12 protein-coding genes are annotated in these 19,513 nt (G+C 39.7%); 5 read left to right on the top strand and 7 right to left on the bottom strand.

Annotated features, from left to right (window positions below; genetic code table 11):
• Window positions 1-7: 7 nt before the first annotated feature.
• From ACRD64_RS02645 to ACRD64_RS02615, 7 genes are all read right to left on the bottom strand, one after another.
• Window positions 8-775, bottom strand: coding sequence for a hypothetical protein (locus tag ACRD64_RS02645; RefSeq protein ID WP_430931607.1), 768 nt, complete (start codon window positions 773-775; stop codon window positions 8-10).
• A gap of 60 nt (window positions 776-835) precedes the next feature.
• On the bottom strand, window positions 836-1,318 hold the full coding sequence (locus ACRD64_RS02640; RefSeq protein WP_430931606.1) for a very short patch repair endonuclease: 483 nt from the start codon (window positions 1,316-1,318) through the stop codon (window positions 836-838).
• A 347-nt stretch (window positions 1,319-1,665) separates the two neighbouring features.
• Entirely contained in the window at window positions 1,666-3,528 is a 1,863-nt protein-coding gene (locus ACRD64_RS02635) for a glycoside hydrolase family 13 protein (RefSeq protein ID WP_430931605.1), read from the bottom strand.
• Window positions 3,529-3,644: 116 nt separating this feature from the next.
• The gene (locus tag ACRD64_RS02630) at window positions 3,645-5,954 is read right to left on the bottom strand and encodes a family 65 glycosyl hydrolase domain-containing protein (protein WP_430931604.1); all 2,310 of its coding nucleotides are present in this window, start codon (window positions 5,952-5,954) and stop codon (window positions 3,645-3,647) included.
• An 80-nt stretch (window positions 5,955-6,034) separates the two neighbouring features.
• A complete protein-coding gene (gene pgmB, locus ACRD64_RS02625) occupies window positions 6,035-6,691 on the bottom strand; it encodes a beta-phosphoglucomutase (protein ID WP_430931603.1) in 657 nt (218 codons plus the stop codon).
• A gap of 42 nt (window positions 6,692-6,733) precedes the next feature.
• Window positions 6,734-8,092 carry an SLC45 family MFS transporter gene (locus ACRD64_RS02620; protein ID WP_430931602.1) on the bottom strand — a complete coding sequence of 453 codons (1,359 nt, stop codon included), beginning with the start codon at window positions 8,090-8,092 and terminating at the stop codon, window positions 6,734-6,736.
• A 397-nt stretch (window positions 8,093-8,489) separates the two neighbouring features.
• Complete coding sequence (locus tag ACRD64_RS02615) at window positions 8,490-9,515, bottom strand: LacI family DNA-binding transcriptional regulator (RefSeq protein WP_430931601.1); 1,026 nt, start codon at window positions 9,513-9,515, stop codon at window positions 8,490-8,492.
• A 443-nt stretch (window positions 9,516-9,958) separates the two neighbouring features.
• Between ACRD64_RS02615 and ACRD64_RS02610 the strand changes: the two genes are divergently transcribed.
• The 5 genes from ACRD64_RS02610 (at window position 9,959) to ACRD64_RS02590 (ending at window position 19,509) form a co-directional block, all read left to right on the top strand.
• Window positions 9,959-12,949 carry a SusC/RagA family TonB-linked outer membrane protein gene (locus ACRD64_RS02610; protein ID WP_430931600.1) on the top strand — a complete coding sequence of 997 codons (2,991 nt, stop codon included), beginning with the start codon at window positions 9,959-9,961 and terminating at the stop codon, window positions 12,947-12,949.
• A 20-nt stretch (window positions 12,950-12,969) separates the two neighbouring features.
• Entirely contained in the window at window positions 12,970-14,583 is a 1,614-nt protein-coding gene (locus tag ACRD64_RS02605) for a RagB/SusD family nutrient uptake outer membrane protein (protein ID WP_430931599.1), read from the top strand.
• 19 nt (window positions 14,584-14,602) lie between these two features.
• Window positions 14,603-15,640, top strand: coding sequence for a SusE domain-containing protein (locus ACRD64_RS02600; RefSeq protein WP_430931598.1), 1,038 nt, complete (start codon window positions 14,603-14,605; stop codon window positions 15,638-15,640).
• Window positions 15,641-15,703: 63 nt separating this feature from the next.
• Window positions 15,704-17,560: a SusF/SusE family outer membrane protein gene (locus ACRD64_RS02595; RefSeq protein WP_430931597.1), complete on the top strand. Its 1,857-nt coding sequence runs from the start codon at window positions 15,704-15,706 to the stop codon at window positions 17,558-17,560.
• A gap of 95 nt (window positions 17,561-17,655) precedes the next feature.
• Entirely contained in the window at window positions 17,656-19,509 is a 1,854-nt protein-coding gene (locus ACRD64_RS02590) for a glycoside hydrolase family 13 protein (RefSeq protein ID WP_430931596.1), read from the top strand.
• Window positions 19,510-19,513 lie beyond the last annotated feature (4 nt).

Here is a 19,513-nt window from a genome sequence, read left to right as displayed (position 1 = left end):
TAAGCAATTACCTATAATTCATCAGGTCGGGATGTTTGAAACGATAATTTACGTGCTTCTTTAGTTTATTATTGCTTACAACTTTGAATTCCGAAGGTTTAACTTCGTCAAATTCAGGTGGCTTTCTTCCTACTCCCTTCATTTCTTTGGTGTAGAATTCTCTTCGTGTTGGATGAGTATCTGCACATGCATTAAAAATTTCACCCCAAATATTTTTTTCGATTAATGTCTTAATAATCGCTATGCAGTCCTCTAAATGAATCAGGTTGACAAAACCCTCTGGATTCTTGATTTTAATTCCGTTAGGAAAAAAATACCCCGGTTTTCGATCTCCTCCAAATAAACCTGCAAATCGAAGAACAGTTGTTTTAAAGAGAGAACTACTGCAAAATATCGACTCAATTTTAGCAAGAGCAGTATCCAATGTGTTAGTTTCTTCCGTTACCTCTCCGTTTAAGTTTGGGTATACTGAAGTAGAGCTAATAAAGATTACTTTATCGATATCAGAGGCATGAATTTGCGAGACCAGGAATTGAAAATTATCGATATCCTTATGAGGGACGGCAATGACAAGAATATCTGCCTTTAAAAATTCAGTACGATCTTCCCTATCGTATAAATCAATTAAATAAGGATTTATTTTTAATTCGGCTAGCTCGGTTAATTTAATTTGTGAAGTCGTTGATCCTTTAGTCGGGTAACCAGCCTTGATTAATTCTACAGCCAAAGGAATGCCCAACCAACCACAACCCAATATGCTTATTGTCGGTTTCATAGCATTAAGATAAACTAAAATTAGCTTTCCATCAACATCAATCAGGTTTGGAGTAAAAAATTATGTAAGCACATACATTTCCTTTTCTTCAATAACGTCCAATATCTTAATAACACAAACATTAAACTCCTTTTTTAATTCGTGTTCCCAAAAACGCAATAGGGTCCATCCTTTTCGTTTATAAAAACTGTTGATCATAGCGTCCCGTTGCATGTTTCTTTCAATCTTTGGAATCCAGAAGCGGCGGTTTGTTTTTATTTGGTGCTTTTTCCGGTGCCAATTATAACCGTGCCAAAACTCTCCATCAATAAAAATGATTAACCGGTACTTTCCAATAACGATATCTGGTTTGCCGGGTAGCCGCTTTACGTTTTTATAGTAACGAATACCAATACTCCACAGAAACTTACGCAGCTTAACTTCGGCCTTTGTATCTCTTCCACGAACTTTGCTCATCATCCTGGATCGTTTTTTTGTGGTGTAAAATCCGTTGGCTTCGCTAAACCGTGGTACCTTAATCTCGTTTTTGTAATACTTTGCCATAAAACAATCCTCTCAAAACAAATTTCATCATTTTTTTTGAATTAATGCACTGTCAATTAATTCTTGCCATATGTCATTAAACTTTTATTACTCCCGGTAATCCAGCTAAACATGGTTCTTTTCATAAAACGTACACTATGTATTTCAGGGAGATATACGCATCTGAGCTGAAAAACTGGTTGAATAGCAAGCGGCATATTATCAAAGGAAAGTTCAATACTTTTAAGGTTTGATATTGTTGTTTGCAAATCATATTCTTTCGTTTATTGGCAGAATATGATTTGTTGGGTATAAAGCAAAATTTACCCCAGAATTGTCATTGTTTGAGTTGAACGTATCTATTCAATTTATTTAAGCTCAATCACCATTGCTGATTTTGCTTTGATATTAATACTTTTAAGATTGCCGATGGCTCTTCCCGTTAGAATATTAGTGCCTTGATTAAAGCCACCTGTAATTTCTTTAAATCGTGAAGTATCAATATGTTTAATACCTTTTGTGTTGTTGTTTAGAATGACCATGATGGTTTCATTATCAGTATATCTAAAATACACATATACTCCATCCCTTGGAATAAAATGCAAAGTGTTGCCGTATTTTAAGGCCTCGGAGTGCTTGCGGTAATTCAGCAGTTTTTTTATCAGCCCAAAAATCTTGTTCTGGTCTGTATTTCGTCCTTCTTTGGTAAAAGCATTAAGCTTATCGTTTTTCCATCCGCCTGGGAAATCAAGCCTGATTTTATCATGGCCATCCAACCCGTTTCCATTCATCAGTAACTCGGTTCCATAGTATATCTGCAATATGCCTCTGGTGGTGGCTGCATAAGTCAACGCCATTTTTAGTTTTGCCGTATCGTTTTGCAAGGCATGCAAAATGCGCCCTTCGTCATGATTGTCCGGGAATACAACCAGGTTCATGGGGTTGCGGTAGAGGTGGTCGTCGGCCAGGGTGTTGTAGAGTCTCGACATGCCGGTTTCCCAACCCTCCTCTTCATTAAACGCACGTTTGATGGCATCTTGCATCGGAAAATCCATCAGGCTGGGCAAGTGCGAGTTGTAGCCGTCTTTGTTGGGGAAGTCCTTTTGCCAATAGCATAGTTTCGAAGCCTCGGTAATCCATGATTCTCCAACAATATTAAAATTGGGGTATTCGTTTAAAATACGTTGTGTCCAAACCGCCATCCCATGTTTATCGGGGTAAGGATAGGTATCCATTCGAATGCCTTCTAAACCTGCATATTCGATCCACCAAATGCTGTTTTGAATCATATAATTCATCATAAACTCGTTCTCCAGGTTGAGATCGGGCATGGTGGTGTCGAACCAACCTTTTACGGATTGATCTTTGTCGGCCCGGGAAACGTAAGGGTCGGAAATGGTTGATAAACGATAGTTGGAACGTGTAAACTCTTCCCATTGATTAATCCAGCTGAACATGGGCAAGTCCTTCATCCACCAGTGGTTACTTCCACAGTGGTTAAACACCATATCCATAATCATCTTGATGCCGCGTTTGTTGCATTCTTTGGTGAGTGTTTTAAATTCTTCGTTGGTTCCGAGCCGGGCATCGATCCGGTAAAAATCGGTAATGGCATAACCATGGTAAGAAGCCATGGGCTGATTGTTTTCCATCACCGGATTGAGCCAAATGGAGGTGAATCCCATCTCCTCAACGTAGTCTAAATGATCTAAAATGCCTTGTAAATCACCGCCGTGACGCCCATAAGGTGCCTTGCGATCCGTTTTTTCGAGCAGGCCTTCAATATTATCGTTTTGGGGATTCCCGTTGGCGAACCTATCGGGCATAATCAGATAAATGGCGTCTCCCGAATCAAATCCTTTTCTGTACATGGACCCGGCTTCCCGATCTAATAGTTGGTATTCGTATGTGCAAATAACCTTTCCTCCCTTTATAAACTCGATAGGCATAGTTCCTGCTTTGGCTGTAGGCGAAATCAACAAGTCAACAAACAGGTAATTGGGGTTTTCTACTTTAGTGACTTTTTTCAAAGAAACGCTTCCATAATCAATACGAATATCAGTGGAAGCAATTTGCGGGCCATAAACCAAAAGTTGTAGTTCGGGAGAATGCATTCCTACCCACCAATTGGTAGGCTCAATGCGTTTTATAACGGCTGTGCTCATGGCTTCAAGTATGTTTGAACTGGATAATATCATCATGGCAACATATAAAATTTGAAGTAGTTTCATTTTTAATTGGGTACCTAAAGTTAAGTAAAAAGGGTGAGGGAGGAATAAAAAACAGAGACACAAGGGGCTGCGGGAGAGGGATCACTCAGCGCCAAAGTGTCTCTATGTACCATATACTATCGGGAAATAGTCTGCGAACGATTCGGTTCAACAGTCACTAGTTTATCATAAACGTATAGTTCAATGGTTTTTTCCGCATGGGAAATAATTTCCACATCTGCCACACTAACCCTTACTTCCAGGTCGTTTCCTTTAAAGGTAATACGGAAAGCATATTCTTCCCATCGTGCAGGAATATCCGGGTTCAGATATAACTTCTCGTCATAAGCCCTTTTGCCTCCAAATCCTTCAACGATTGACATCCATGTTCCTGCCATACTCGTGATATGTAATCCTTCATGAACTTCGGCATTGTAATCATCTAAATCCAGGCGAGAAGTCCGCAGATACATCTCGTAAGCTTTCTCAACGCGCCCAATTTTTGTTGCAATAACAGAGTGCACACAAGGAGACAGGGAAGATTCATGTACGGTACGCGGTTCGTAAAAGTTGAAGTTTCGCTCAATTTCTTCTTTACTGAATTCCTCCTCAAAAACATACATTCCCTGTAAGGTATCTGCTTGTTTAATAAAGTTTGAACGGAGTATTCTGTCCCACGACCAGTGTTGGTTAATTGGACGTTGCCCGGGGTCCAGGTCATCAGCCATGATCTGTTCTTTGTCCATAAACCCATCCTGTTGCATGTGAACCTGAAGATCCTCGTTGTATGGGAAATGCATGTTGGCAACAATGTCTTTCCAGCGCTGTGTTTCGCTATCTCCGTCAAAGCGCAGCTTTTCGACTAACTCGTTATATCTGACCGGACTGTTTTCTTTGACGTAATCCAAAGATTCCATGGTGTATTTTAAACTCCATGTTGCCATTTTGTTGGTGTACCAGTTGTTATTGATGTTGTTTTCGTATTCGTTAGGGCCGGTAACCCCTAACATCACGTATTTATTTTTTGCCTGTGAGAATGTGATCCTCTGGCTCCAAAATCTGGAGATACCAACTAAAACTTCAATGCCATACTCTGCCAAATATTTTTTATCCCCGGTATGACGGATATAATTGTGGATAGCAAAAGCAATAGCGCCATTACGGTGAATTTCCTCGAAGGTAATTTCCCACTCATTATGGCACTCCTCGCCATTGGCTGTCACCATGGGGTAAAGTGCGGCTCCATCTTTAAAGCCCAGTTTCTCGGCATTTTCAATGGCTTTTGGCAGGTGTTTATATCGGTAAATCAATAATTGACGGGTAACTGCTGGAGGAGCGGTCATTAAAAAAAACGGGACACAATAGGCTTCAGTATCCCAATAGGTAGTTCCGCCATACTTTTCACCGGTAAACCCTTTGGGCCCCACATTTAATCTTTCGTCCTCACCGGTATAGGTTTGGTTTAGATGGAAGATGTTAAACCGGATACCTTGCTGCGCAGCTACATCACCTTTAATTTTAATATCACTGAGAACCCATTTTTTGGCCCATTTTTGTCGGTGATCGGCAAATAATTTATCGAAACCTTTGTGGCAAGCGTACGAAACTAATTCTTCGGCATTGGATTTTAATTCGTTGGTAGCGTAATTTAAAGATGAGGTTACGCCAACAAATTTCTCAAGACAAGCCGTTTGACCTGCTTTTATTTCAAACTCAACCTTGTTGCCTACCCATTTGCTTAATTGAATAACTTCAGGTTTGGCTTGCACCTGTTTGTTATCTATCATTGCATGGTATTTGATGGCGATACCAACCCTAAAGTCCGATTTCTTGGTTTGAGACTCTAAATAGGCACCACCTTCAGTAGCATTTACATCTAAAACGTTCCAAAATTTCTCATCATAGTTAGCGTCCTCGTTTTCAATATCTCCGTCGATATAGGGGGTAAAGCTGATAACACCATTAAAGTTAACAGGTGTTACTTCATAACGGATAGCTCCGTTTTCGGTATCTGCCATGCTTACAAAGCGTTTTGCTTTAACATGGATTTTTCTGTCATCATCCAAAATAGCATCAAATTCCCTCTCTAAATATCCCTCTTGCATATTCAGTGTTCGCACAAAGTTTTCCACTTTACACTTGTACAAGTCTAATTCAGTACCGTCAATAGTAACGTCGATACCAATCCAGTTTGGAGAATTTAGAACCTTGGCAAAATATTCAGGATACCCATTTTTCCACCAACCCACTCTTGTTTTGTCAGGATAATAAACTCCGGCAATATAACTTCCCTGTAAGCTTGGTCCCGAATATTTTTCTTCAAAATTGGCCCGTTGTCCCATCTTTCCGTTACCAATGCTGAAGATACTTTCCGAAGCCTGATGATTGACGGGATCAAATCCTTCTTCAATCACACACCATTCGTTATGTTTAAGATATTTTTTCATGATTAAAATTTTTTATTCCCGTCGGTCGGGTCAAATAATTTTTAAGTGACATATTCATAAGTTATCTGCCTACGGTTGGGTTAGCCGTTTAACAGACCCAGTTTCTGCATGTTCATATTGTGCAACCCAGCTACCACCAAGTGAGCTTTGCCCAATACTTCTTCATTGCCAATGCCTACACACTTCATGCCTCCGGCCAAAGCTGCTTCAACCCCAGCTTCCGCATCTTCAAAAACCACGCAATCTTCAGGATCAACACCTAATGCTTCTGCACCTTTCAAAAAAACTTCCGGATCGGGTTTTGCTTTAGATACTTTTGTTCCGTCTATTATGGTGCTGAAATACGATGTTAGTTCCAATCGCTCCAGGATAGTCATGGCATTTTTACTGGCCGAACCTAAGGCAATTTTAATTCCTTCTTTTTTTAATAGTTCTAAAAATTCCTTGGTTCCGGGAAGGATTTCTTCCGGCCCCATTTTTAGAATATATGTCAAGTAATTTTCGTTTTTCTTTGCCGCCAAAGCCAGTTTTTCCTCTTCGGTTTTTTCAATCTGCCCTATTGAAAGAAGTATGTCTAAGGACGTCATTCTGCTCACACCTTTAAGTCTTTCGTTATCCTCAATGGTAAAATCGAACCCCATTTCATTAGCCAGTTCCTTCCATGCTATGTAATGATACTTGGCGGTATCTACTATTACCCCGTCTAAATCGAAAAGACAAGCTTTTACTTTTCCCATTTTATAAATAATTGTTAAATGTTGACGTTTTATTTTTCTGTTTTAAGCCTCTTGTTCTTTGTCCTGCTTTACAAAGGCTACTGAAAATGCTCCCAGCACCATAATTATTCCTGCCAGAATTAAAATATAAATACCCTGATTGCCAAAGAAAGATCTAAGAATAGGGCCTCCGATAACACCGCTCAAAATTTGCGGAATTACTACAGTCAGGTTAAAAAGTCCCATATATACCCCAATGCGCTTGGGAGGTAATACGCCCGATAAAATGGCATAAGGCATGGATAGTATAGCTGCCCAGGCCATCCCAATTCCAACCATTGATATAAGAATGTAATACTGATTTGTGAAGAAGAAAATACTTATAAAACTTAACCCTCCAAGAAGTAAGGAGAAACTGTAAATAGTTTTTCGGCTTGTTAAGGCGATCAGTTTTGGTAGTAAAATTGAATAAATTGCCGCAACTAAACTGTACATGGCAAAACATATACCAACCCAGTTACCTGCTTCGTCAAATGCTTTTCTTAAAATTGTGTCGGTGTTTTCGGTAGCATTAAAATCCAACGGAACCCCAAAATAGTGTTGCGAAATGGCTGTGGTGGAATAAACCCAAAGCAGGAAAAACGGAAACCACGAGAACAATTGAACAATAGAAAGCTGTCGCATAACCTTAGGAGCCGTTTTTAATAATTCCCAAAAACTCTCTTTCTTCTGCTTGTCTTCTTCAGTTATGTTTTTATACGCTTCGTATTCCTCGGGCGGATATTCTTTGGTTTTTAACACGGTAACTAAGACGCTTATTAACAGTAAGGTACCTCCAATATAAAACGACCATATCACAGATGGAGCTACCTCTCCGGTTTCACCTTCGTTGGATACACCAATAGCAGTTAAAATAAAGGGCAAAGCAGATCCTATTACCGCACCAAAATTAATCAGGAAACTCTGAACGGAATACCCAACGTTTCGTTGCTCTTCAGGAGTCATATCTGCAACCAGTGCCCTAAAAGGTTGAAAGGTTACATTAAACGAGCCGTCCATCAGGGCCAGCATGATAACGCCAAAAGCTAATGCTGCTGCTGTTCCCGCTTTAAAAACAAGAGGAGCGTTAGGCATAAAAAACATAGCTACCATTGAAATAATGGCCCCAAACAAAATATAAGGTGTTCTTCTTCCTATCCTGGTCCAGGTTTTATCGCTTGCTGCGCCAACCACTGGTTGCACAACTAATCCCATGATGGGTGCAACCAACCAAAAGAATGACAGGTTATGCGGATCCGCACCTAAACTGGTTAATATCCTACTTGCATTGGCATTTTGTAAGGCAAAGCCGAATTGAACTCCCAGGAAACCGAAACTTAGGTTCCAGATTTGCCAAAAGGATAATCGAGGCATCTTCTTCATAAAATCAAAAATAATTACATGATTACTATGTATCTCGGTTAACGAGATAAATCGCAGGAATATACAATAAATGCTATTAACCCGGATTTGTTTATCCAAGAGAGTAAAATACTTTGCTAATTCCAGAATTGGAGTTATGCAGGTGTTGACTTATATCAAATCGTGTCCAATGATTTAAAATCTGCATCAAAGATACGTTATAAATATTAATTCTAAGCTATCATTTATAGCTAGTTATGGCTGTTTGTTTGTGGGTGTGTTATAGAAACATCAGATTGCAACCGTTTGCGGTACATGCGTAAAATATAAAAAAAAGCTAAAAAAATATCAGGGCGTGGTTCTGCAACCGTTTGCAAAATCCGCTTTGGACTAATATCTACCAGCCAAAAGCTATAAACTAATCCCTCACCTTAGTCGTAGATTCTCTAATGCGCAATACAGGGGTGAGTACTTTTGTTTGGGGTATGTGAACTTCTTCCTCGTTTTCAATTTGATTAATTAATAACTGAATGGCCTCTTTCCCCATTTCAATACCTTTTTGTTCCACAGTTGATAAAGGAGGGTAGGCAATGGTGGCATTAGGACCATCTCCAAAACCTATTACGGAAATGTGCTCGGGAACTTTAATATCGTTTTTAATAAGTACTTGCATGGCTGCAATGGCCGTTGAATCGTTTACGGCAAATATACCGTCTATCCGGTTGGCTAACTGAAGTATTTTACCCGCATTGGCAAAAACTTCGTCTCTGGTATCGCATTTAATGACGTATTCTGGGTTATAATCTATACCAACTTCATTTAGTGCTGCCTGGTATCCTTCCTTTCTTCGTTTACCTATGGCCAGATTCTGAGGTCCTGCCAGGTGCAATATTTTTTTACATCCAATAGACATAAGATGGTGTGTGGCAATTTTTGCGCCTGAAAAATCATCAATAAGTACTTTGTCTGCTTCAATTTCTTCCGGTGCCCTATCAAAGAAAACCACAGGTACACCATGTTCAATTAAGTTACGTATGTGATCCAGTTGGTACGTGGTTTTACTCATCGACATTAAGATACCATCAACACGGTTGTCCAATAATGCTTGTGCGTCGCTAACCTCCCGGTGATAATCTTCGTTCGACTGGCATATCATTACATTATATCCGGCAGCATAGGCTACTTTGTCGATTCCTGCAAGAACAGAAGAAAAAAAGTGGTGTACAACTTCCGGTAATATAATACCAATGGTGTTGGTTTTGCTACGTCTCAAATTCAAGGCTAAAGCATTAGGTCTGTAATGAACCTTTTCGGCAAAAGCCTGAACCATCTGTTTTGTTTTCGGGCTGATATCCGGATGATCCTTTAGTGCCCGGGATACAGTAGATGCGGAGATGCCCAGTATTTTAGCGATGTCTTTTATAGTAACCTGATGTGTAGCCATGTAAAAATAAATGTATTGGTTATGTTTCCCATGCCATGGGGTTGTAATATTTAAAAGTACAATAATTGTGCAAAATAAAGTTGTTCTGCAGGCTTCTTTTGTAGAGTAATTTCCTCATTGCCATGAAAAACCAACATATATCATGTTTTGAACAAAAGTGCAAAAGGTTAAAAATATGTTATAAAACATACGTGCGTATTGCAAACGTCTTCGCAAACGTCTTCGCAAACGTTTGCGTTAAAAAATGTCAATAATAAACCCAATGATGTTAATAAATGTTTATCTCAAGCTTGTTTTTATTGTAGATTTGTAAAGTCCAAATGAGCGTAAGGCGATTGCAAAGCAGTGTGTTATGTTTGTATATTAAATCAATATCTAAATTTAAAATCTACTATCAATTAAGAAAATTAAACAAGTTTTTTAACTGTTAAATCTTTAGTTTTATGATTAAATCATTTCGTTTTAACAAAGTCATGCTGGTGCTGGCCGGTTTGTTTATTATAACAAACGTAGCCCTGGCTCAGGAAGTGACTATATCCGGTACCGTACGGGATGCCGGTATAGGTGATGTGTTACCGGGTGTTACCGTGGTTATTAAAGGTACAACCACCGGTACGATTACTACTCCGGATGGAACATATACTATAAGTGCAAATAAAGGTGATGTTCTCATGTTTTCATTTATTGGTTTTCTTTCACAAGAAGTGGTTGTAGGAGACCAAACAACCATTAATATCGAGTTGGAAGATGATGTTATTGGCATGGAGGAGGTTGTGGTGATTGGTTATGGTGTTCAGAAGAAGGAAGATAAAACCGGTTCTGTGGTAAGCGTATCTTCCAAAGATTTTAATAAAGGAAATATTACTTCCGCACAGGATCTGTTGGTGGGTAAGTCTTCAGGAGTAGTTATTACTTCAGCTGGAGGTGCCCCAGGTAGCAGCTCCACCATTCGAATTCGTGGAGGTTCTTCATTAAATGCTTCTAACGATCCTCTTATTATTGTAGATGGGATGCCAATAGAAAGTGTTGCAAACAATGTTAGTGGTAGTGCAAATGCCCTTTCATTTATTAATCCAAACGATATTGAAACTTTTACGGTATTAAAAGATGCTTCGGCAACTGCAATTTACGGTTCCAGAGCTTCCAATGGTGTTATTATTATTACCACTAAAAAAGGATCGGCCGGCAGTGATATGATGATTTCATACAGCGGTAACGTTTCGGTTTCTACTCCAATAGATTATGTGGATGTATATTCGGGGGATGAAATGAGAAAAATAGCCCTGGAGAATGAGACTTTGTTTGGTGCCATTAATTTTAACACATTGGGCACAGCCAATACAGATTGGCAAAAGGAAATTTTCCGTACCGCTATTTCACATGATCATAATGTTGCATTTTCCGGGGCATATGATTTTTTGCCCTATCGTGTTTCTATAGGATATACCAATCAGGAAGGTATTTTGGAAAATACGGATATGGAGAGGGTTACCGCATCTGTAAACTTGAATCCTAGTTTTCTGGACGACCATTTAACAGTAAACGCCAATGCCAAATTGATGAGTACAAAAAATAATTTTGGTGATGACGGAGCAATTGGTTCTGCTATTTCAATGGATCCTACTCAGCCTATTTACGACAAAGAAGCCGATGATTTCGCAGGATATTACCAATGGCAAAACTATGGGGCCAACCTGGGTACACCTAACCCTGTTGAGCAAGCATTCGCAGTAGATAATACATCTGATGTAATTAGGTTTGTTGGTAGTTTAAAATTGGATTATACCCTTCCGATGTTACCTGAACTTAAGGCAACTTTAAATATGGCCACTGATTATACAGATAGTGAAGGTGTTAACAATCGGCCGATTACTTCTCCGTCAACCTTGGTTCCGGGAGACTATGGTAAGTTAAGTGATTATGGTGCCACGAATAAAAACAACCTTTTGGATTTTTATTTGAATTATAATAAAGACCTAGATGAAAATCATAGAATGGATGCCACAGGAGGTTATTCCTGGCAACACTTTGAGAGAGAAGAATACAATTATACAACATCAATTGAAGCTCCAGGTCATCCGTTAGAGGTTGACAATGACACTGAGTCAAAAACTGAAAATTATTTGGTTTCATTCTTTGGTAGATTAAACTATGCCTATAAAAACAGATATCTTTTAACCGGTACTTTCCGTTACGATGGATCTTCCCGATTTAATGAGGACAACAGATGGGGATTTTTTCCGTCGGCCGCCTTTGCATGGAAAATTCATGAAGAGTCATTCCTGCAAGATGTTGATGTTTTATCAAATTTAAAACTTAGAATGGGTTGGGGTATCACAGGGCAACAGGACATTATAGAAGACAATGATTATCCCGGGCAAGCTCAGTATACTGCTTCCGATAACGGATATTATTATTATATCAACGGGAAATATATCCGTACATTAAGGCCTGAGACGTACGATCCTGATATTAAGTGGGAGGAAACAACAACTCAAAACATTGGTCTTGATTTCGGATTCTTAAATAACAGAGTTAACGGATCTATCGATTACTACTTCAGAGAAACCAAGGATTTATTAAACGATGTAACGATCCCTAGTGGAAGTAACTTTTCTAACACATTATTAACTAATGTGGGTAACCTGGAGAATAAAGGGATCGAGGTTTCGTTGGATTTCGTGCCTATATCTAAGCCGGATATGTCGCTAAATATTGGCATAAACTTTACCCATAATAAAAATGAAATCACCAGACTGTTATTAAACGATGACCCAGATTATATTGGCGTACCTGAAGGTACTGGAATGACTGGTATTACTCAGGTTTCCAGAGTGGGGGAAGCTGCCCATGCTTTCTTTGTAAACAAGCAAGTATATGATACTAATGGTAAGCCAATTGAAGGGTTGTATGAAGATTTGGCCGGGAATGGCGGAGAGATCGCCGGAGATAATGCCAATAAATATATTTATCATGATCCTGCACCTGATTATACTTTAGGTTTTTCGGCACGTTTTAACTATAAGAATTTTGATATGTCGACATCCCTACGTGCCAATATCGACAATTACGTGTTGAATCAAGTGGCCGCAGGTTCTTCTTATGACCAAATGCAACAAATTGGATACTGGAAAAATATGCCGACCCACCTGAGCAAAACAAATTTTGTGAAGCGTCAGTTTACATCTGATTATTTTGTAGAGAACGCTTCTTTCTTGAAAATGGATAACATCAGTGCAGGATATGTTTTTGATAATGTAGCCGGACAGGATATCAGCGCAAGAGTAAGCTTTACGGTACAGAATGTATTCACGGTTACTGAGTACAGTGGGCTAGATCCTGAAGTTGGAGAAAAAGACGATAGATTTGGTGTTGATAACAATTTCTATCCAAGACCTCGAACGTTTACATTAGGTGTTAATTTAACATTTTAATTATTTAACAACAGATGAAGATGAAATTAAATATATTATTCGGAATACTGATTTCAGCGCTGATGTTTACATCGTGTGTGAATGATTTAGATGTGAAGCCTATTGACCCCAATAAAATTCTTGCGGGTAACTTAGGCGACGATCCAGCTTATATGGAACAAGCGCTTGGTAAGCTTTATGCTAGTTTTATTATTTCCGGTCAAGGAGATGGTAATGCCGATATTACATCAAGTGATGATGGTTTCTTTACACTAGCCAGGGCGTTATGGAACTTGCAGGAAATAACTACTGATGAGTGTATGAATGCGTGGGGGGATGTGGGAATTGCCGATTTAAATACAATGAGTTGGAGCCCCCAGAATCCATTTTTAACTGCGGTATATCAACGTTTAAGCTTGAGTGTTACTTATTGTAACGACTTTTTAAATAACACAGCAGGAACTTCAGATCCTGAATTTATTAGATACCGTGCAGAGGCCAGATACCTAAGAGCATTAGCTTACTACTGGTTAATGGACTTGTTCGGAAATCCTCCATTCACAACTGAAGCAGACGGTGTTGGCAAATATTTTCCTGAGCAAATTCAAAGGGCTCAGTTGTTTAGGTATGTGGTTGATGAACTAAAAGCGATTGAAGCTGATTTGGGTGAGCCTGGATATTCATACCCACAAGCAGATAAAGGTTCGTGTTGGATGTTGTTGGCCAGAACGTATTTAAACGCTGAGGTTTATATTGGAGAATCGAAGTGGGACAGCTGTAAAGTTTATTGTGATAAAGTAATTGAGAGCAATGCATACCAGTTGGCTGATGACTACAGACAAAACTTTAGTGCAGATAACGATCGCCAGCATGGAAACAACGAAATGATTTTTGCTTTTGCAGAAGATGGTATCAATACCCAAGGTAATGGAGGGACAACTTTCCTTATTCAGTCATCCAGCGATGCAACTTACATTCCTGCAGAAATTTATCATGGACTTACTTCCAACACAAACTGGAACGGTAACCGTGCCAGAAAACAGCTGATGAATATTTTAGTAGACACATTGGCTACTTACGGTAATGTAAGTGTACCTGCAGAAGACACTATTTTTGCGCAAGCACCTGATAATAGGATTTATTTAAGACAAAAAAGATCCATTGACATTCCAACTGTAAACTCTAGTGGAGACTTTGGAGTTGGAGTATACAAGTTTACCGCAAAAAACCACGATGGTTCGCAAGCGGATAACTACAATACCACATATGCAAGTACCGATTTCCCAATTTTCCGTTATGCAGATGCCTATTTAATGAGGGCCGAAGCTTTGTATAATTCGGGTAATTCAGCCGATGCAGTAACAGACATCAATGTGGTAAGAAGAAGAGCTTATGGCGACAACAGTGGTGATATTACGGAAGCACAATTAAACGACGACTTCATTATTAATGAGCGTGCCCGTGAGTTCTATTACGAGGGACAAAGACGTACGGATTTGGTCCGTTTTGGTAAATTTACAGGTGGTAATTATCTATGGTCGTGGAAAGGTGGAACCTTCAATGGGTCGTCCACTTCCAGCCACAGGGATTTGTTCCCAATTCCGGGAGACGAGATTTCGGCTAATCCTAATATAACGCAGAATGATGGTTATTAATCATTTAAAAACAGTAAAAATGAAAAAATACTATATATTATTATTTGCACTAGTTGGGGTGTTGGGCTTTTTTACAAGCTGCGAAAAAGATGGCGACAGCCCTGTGATGCGCGAAAATGTTATTGCGCCTGCAATTACAACCATGCCCGATTTAACATTGGTGAGGGCTAACGGCGCTAATAATGTAATCTTCAAATGTTCAGAAGTTGACCCTGGATTTAATGCATCGGCAAGTTACTTTCTGGAGGCTTGTCCGGCAGGCAATAACTTCCAGGATGTGATTCAGGTATATAATGGTATTACCTGCGAAGAAATTACGATGACCGTGAGTGCGTTAAACAATATTTTGTTAGACGGTTTCCCCGAAGATATGACTTCATCGGTTGATTTCAGAATTCGTTGTGTACTTGAAACAGATGCCGGTGCCGGCGTTGAAGATTTAGAATTCATCTCGGCAACGGTAACTGCAGATGCTACCATTTTTGGATTGTTACGTCTAGATGTAATAATTACGGGTGCTACAGAATCACAAAAAATCGTTTCTCCGGCTAGTGATGGAAATTATGAAGGTTTCGTTAAATTTAATGCTGGTGATACATTTACACTTCTTGATCCTGATAACAATATTACTTACGGCGGTGGCAGTGGAAACCTGGTAGTTGACGGAGCTGCAATTGCCGTTGCCGATGCCAGTTGGTATAAGCTAAGCGCCGATGTTAATGGTCTTGCATTTGTCAATGAAGCTTATAGTATGGGGCTTGTTGGTAGTGCCACTCCTAACGGATGGGATGGACCTGACCAGCCAATGAATTACGATGCAGCAGAAGGAACCTGGAGTATTACATTAAATCTTATTTCAGGAATGATTAAATTCAGATTGAATAATAGCTGGTCGTGGAATATGGGTCATGTTGAAGGTGAAGAGCCTGGTATGTCCGGAAATACACAGCAAGGTGGTGTAGGTAACGATATTCCTATCAGCGAAGATGGTAATTATACCATCATTTTTAAGGTGTTGAGTGATGATGCTGGTACTTACGAAATTATTAAAAACTAAATCCATTAGTGAATAATTTTGCATCCTGCCTTGTTTTGGCAGGATGCCTTTAAAAGAATGAGTATGAAAAATATATTAATAAAAATAACTGGTCTTCTAATGGCAGCTGTTCTTCTGGTTATAGTCGGCTGCGAAAAAGACGACCTTCCCAAATTGGATGCCGAGATGGTAACCTGGAAGAATGACGGAATAACTTCGACTTCCGTTAAATTAAGTGGTTTTGTAGTTGCGGAAGGAGCTGGTTATACCGAATATGGCGTTGTTTGGGGCTTAACAGAGAACCCCACCACTTCAGATAATAAGAAGGCTGCGGATACAGTAGAAAAGGCTGTTTATTGGGTAACTGTTGATGGTTTGGAGCACTTAACAACTTATCACTATAGAGCTTATGTGATTGACAATGCTGGCAATACAACCTATGGTGAAGATGGCACTTTTAAAACTTTGGCCCATGTTCCAACGGTTGCAGTCAGTGCGGCAACGGGTGTCACGGATATTTTCGCACAGGTAACAGGTAATGTTACTTATGATGGAAAAGCAGATGTAACCGCTAAAGGTATTTGTTGGAATACGGAAACTGCTCCTACCGTGGATAATTCTTCTACTTCAAATGGCGAAGGTTTGGGTGAGTATACTGCTGATCTTGAAAATCTTTTGCCTGCGACAATGTACTATGTTCGTGCCTATGCAATTAACAAAATAGGTACTGCGTATAGTAGTGAAATAACTTTTACTACAGAAAACGGTGTACCAGTTTTAACAACCGATAGTATTCGTGATATCACAAAAACAACTGCCAATATTTACGGTACAGTAGTTGCCGGAGGAGGAGTGGATATTACCGAAAGAGGTTTTGTAATGGCACAAGCAGCGAATCCAACTATTGATGACACAAAAATTGTAGATGCTGCAACGACAGAAGGATCTATGATGGCTGCCCTTACTGAATTGTCTTCCGGGAAAAGATATTATGTGCGTGCCTTTGCCACTAACAGCGAGGGAACGGCTTATGGTGAACAAATCATGTTTACCACATTGTCGGATATAACCACATGGTATGTTCCTGGCGATTATGTGGCAGCAAGTTATCCCGGTACGACTTTTGCTAACTGGGACCCTGCCAATTCTCCTTTTGTTAAGAATACGGATGATAATCCAACTACGCTTGAAGGTTATGTGTACATGGCTAATGCCAGCAATAATTGGAAGTTCGCATCAAAACCAAGTTGGGATGGTCCTAATTATGGTGATAGCGGCACAGCTGGTGAGTTGAGTGACGATCCTAATGCTGGAAACTTTGATGTTCCTGCTGGATATTATAAGATCAATGTCGATATGTCTGCCACACCGATGACATATACCGCAGTAGCTACCCATTGGGGAGTAATTGGCGATGCTTCTCCAGGAGGTTGGGCCAATGATACCGATCTTACTTATCATCCAGCTTCTAAGAAATGGAGAGGTACCGTTCATTTGGCTAATGGTTCATTTAAGTTTAGAGCGAATGACGATTGGGCAATCAATTATGGATTAAACGAAGGTGATGATTATTTAAGTCATGATGGATCTAATATTGCCAATACATTAGAGGCCGATTATGATATCACACTTGACTTAAGTAACCCAAATCAGTATACTTATATGGCTAACCGTTGGGGGGTTATTGGTGATGCTACCCCTGGAGGTTGGGACAATGATACAGATATGACATGGGATGCAACAAATCAGGTATTTACAGCAACGCTTGATTTAACAGCTGCTTCGTTTAAGTTTAGAGCAAACGATGACTGGGCAATAAACCTTGGAGGTGATCTTGGTGCATTAGTACAGGATGGAGGTAATTTCTCAATTGCCGAAACAGGTAACTATACAATTACCTTGAACACAATGACTAATGTTGCCACAGTTACTAAAAACTAATATTACATTTTTAATGCTAGGAAAGGCCGTCATTTAATGGCGGCCTTTTATTTCTATTCGCAAATAGAATTCGTTGATACCTAAATACCATTGCCATGCGACATTTAATTCCTGTCATATTAATCCTGTTCAATCTAAGCGCTTGTCAAAACACCCCAAACCAACCCAAAAAATTAACAGATACACCTCCGGCTTGGGCAAAGGATGTAATCTGGTACCAAATATTTGTGGAGCGTTTTAATAATGGGGATTCTTCAAATGATCCTTCGCCGGAAACCATGTATGCTGCATCTAACTTTATAGAAACACCCCAAAACTGGTCGGTAACCTCATGGACGCAGGAATGGTATCAGGAAGAAGAGTGGGCTAGAAAAGACGTGCAGGATTTTTATGCTAACCTACAATTGCGGAGGTATGGAGGTGATTTGCAAGGCGTGTTAAATAAACTTGATTATATACAAGACCTGGGAATCACGGCTATCTATTTTAACCCGTTGAACGATGCCCCATCGCTTCATAAATACGATGCCCGCAACTATCATCATATAGATGTGACTTTTGGCCCCGATCCAAAGGGAGATATGGAAATTATGGCATCGGAGGATCCCAATGATCCATCCACATGGAAGTGGACATCGGCGGATAAATTGTTTTTAAAGGTTATCGACGAATGCCACAAAAGAAATATCAGGGTGGTGCTGGATTATTCCTGGAACCATACCGGAGTTGAGTTCTGGGCATGGAAAGATATTATTAAAAACCAGGGGGAATCTAAATATAAAGATTGGTATAAAATCAAATCGTTTGATGATCCAACAACTGAGGAAAATGAATTTGAGTATGAGGGTTGGTTAAATATTATGAGCCTGCCTGCCCTAACAAAAGTAAATACACAAGGGGAGCATAAGCCAGGCCATCCATTTGAAGGAGATTTGCATCCCGAAGTGAAGAAACATGTGTATGATGTAACCAAACGTTGGTTGGCCCCAAACGGGGATGTAAGCAAAGGGCTGGACGGTTACCGTTTGGATGTTGCCGATCATATACCCATGGGATTTTGGAGAGACTATTATAAATATGTAAAATCCATCAATCCCGAAGCTTATTTGGTGGGAGAAATCTGGTGGGAAGAATGGCCGGATAAACTGATGAATCCTGTTCCATATTTAAGGGGAGGTGTATTTGACGCAGTAATGCATTATCAGGTTTACCGTCCGGCACGTTACTTTTTTGCCAAGTCCGATTATCAAATTGATGCAGCTCAATTGGTAGATAGCCTGAACTATCAATGGGGAAGAATAAGTGATGCCACAGCCAAAGGAATGATGAATGTAGCTGCCACCCACGATACACCTCGACTGTTGACTTCTTTTGCCAATCCTGGAAAATACAAATACAAGGCTAAGCCCAACGATGATGAAAACTATATAACAGGAAAACCTGACGAAGAGACCTATCGAAGGGTGAAGCTTTATTTGTTGCACCAGTTTACCAGTATTGGGGCTCCTCATATCTGGAACGGCGATGAAATGGGCATGTGGGGAAGTGACGACCCGGATTGTCGTAAGCCGCTTTGGTGGCCGGAGTATACATTTGATGATGAAAACAAGAATAGCATCCATGATAAGGAACCTGAATATGTAGAGGTTGGGTTTAATGCTGATTTACACGGATATTACAAGCAGATGACCAAACTAAGAAACGAAAATCTTGTTTTAAAAGAAGGAAGTATTGAGTTTGTAAAAGCCGAAGGAAGCTTATTGGTTTACAACAGAATTAATGGCAACGAGAAAGTTCTAGTGGTTTTAAATGCAGGCGAAAAAGGGCTAAGTTATGAATTTTCATCTGGCAAAAAGTATATGGATATACTAAGTGGTGAAATTTTTGAAGGAAATCAAATGCTTGTAGAAGGGATTTCCGGGCATGTGTTAAAAGAAGTGGAAAATTAATACT

Source organism: Saccharicrinis sp. 156 (assembly GCF_050589685.1).
Classification (GTDB): domain Bacteria; phylum Bacteroidota; class Bacteroidia; order Bacteroidales; family Marinilabiliaceae; genus Saccharicrinis.
The sequence above is the reverse complement of the archived record's forward strand: the minus strand, read 5'-3'. Positions and strand labels throughout refer to the sequence as shown.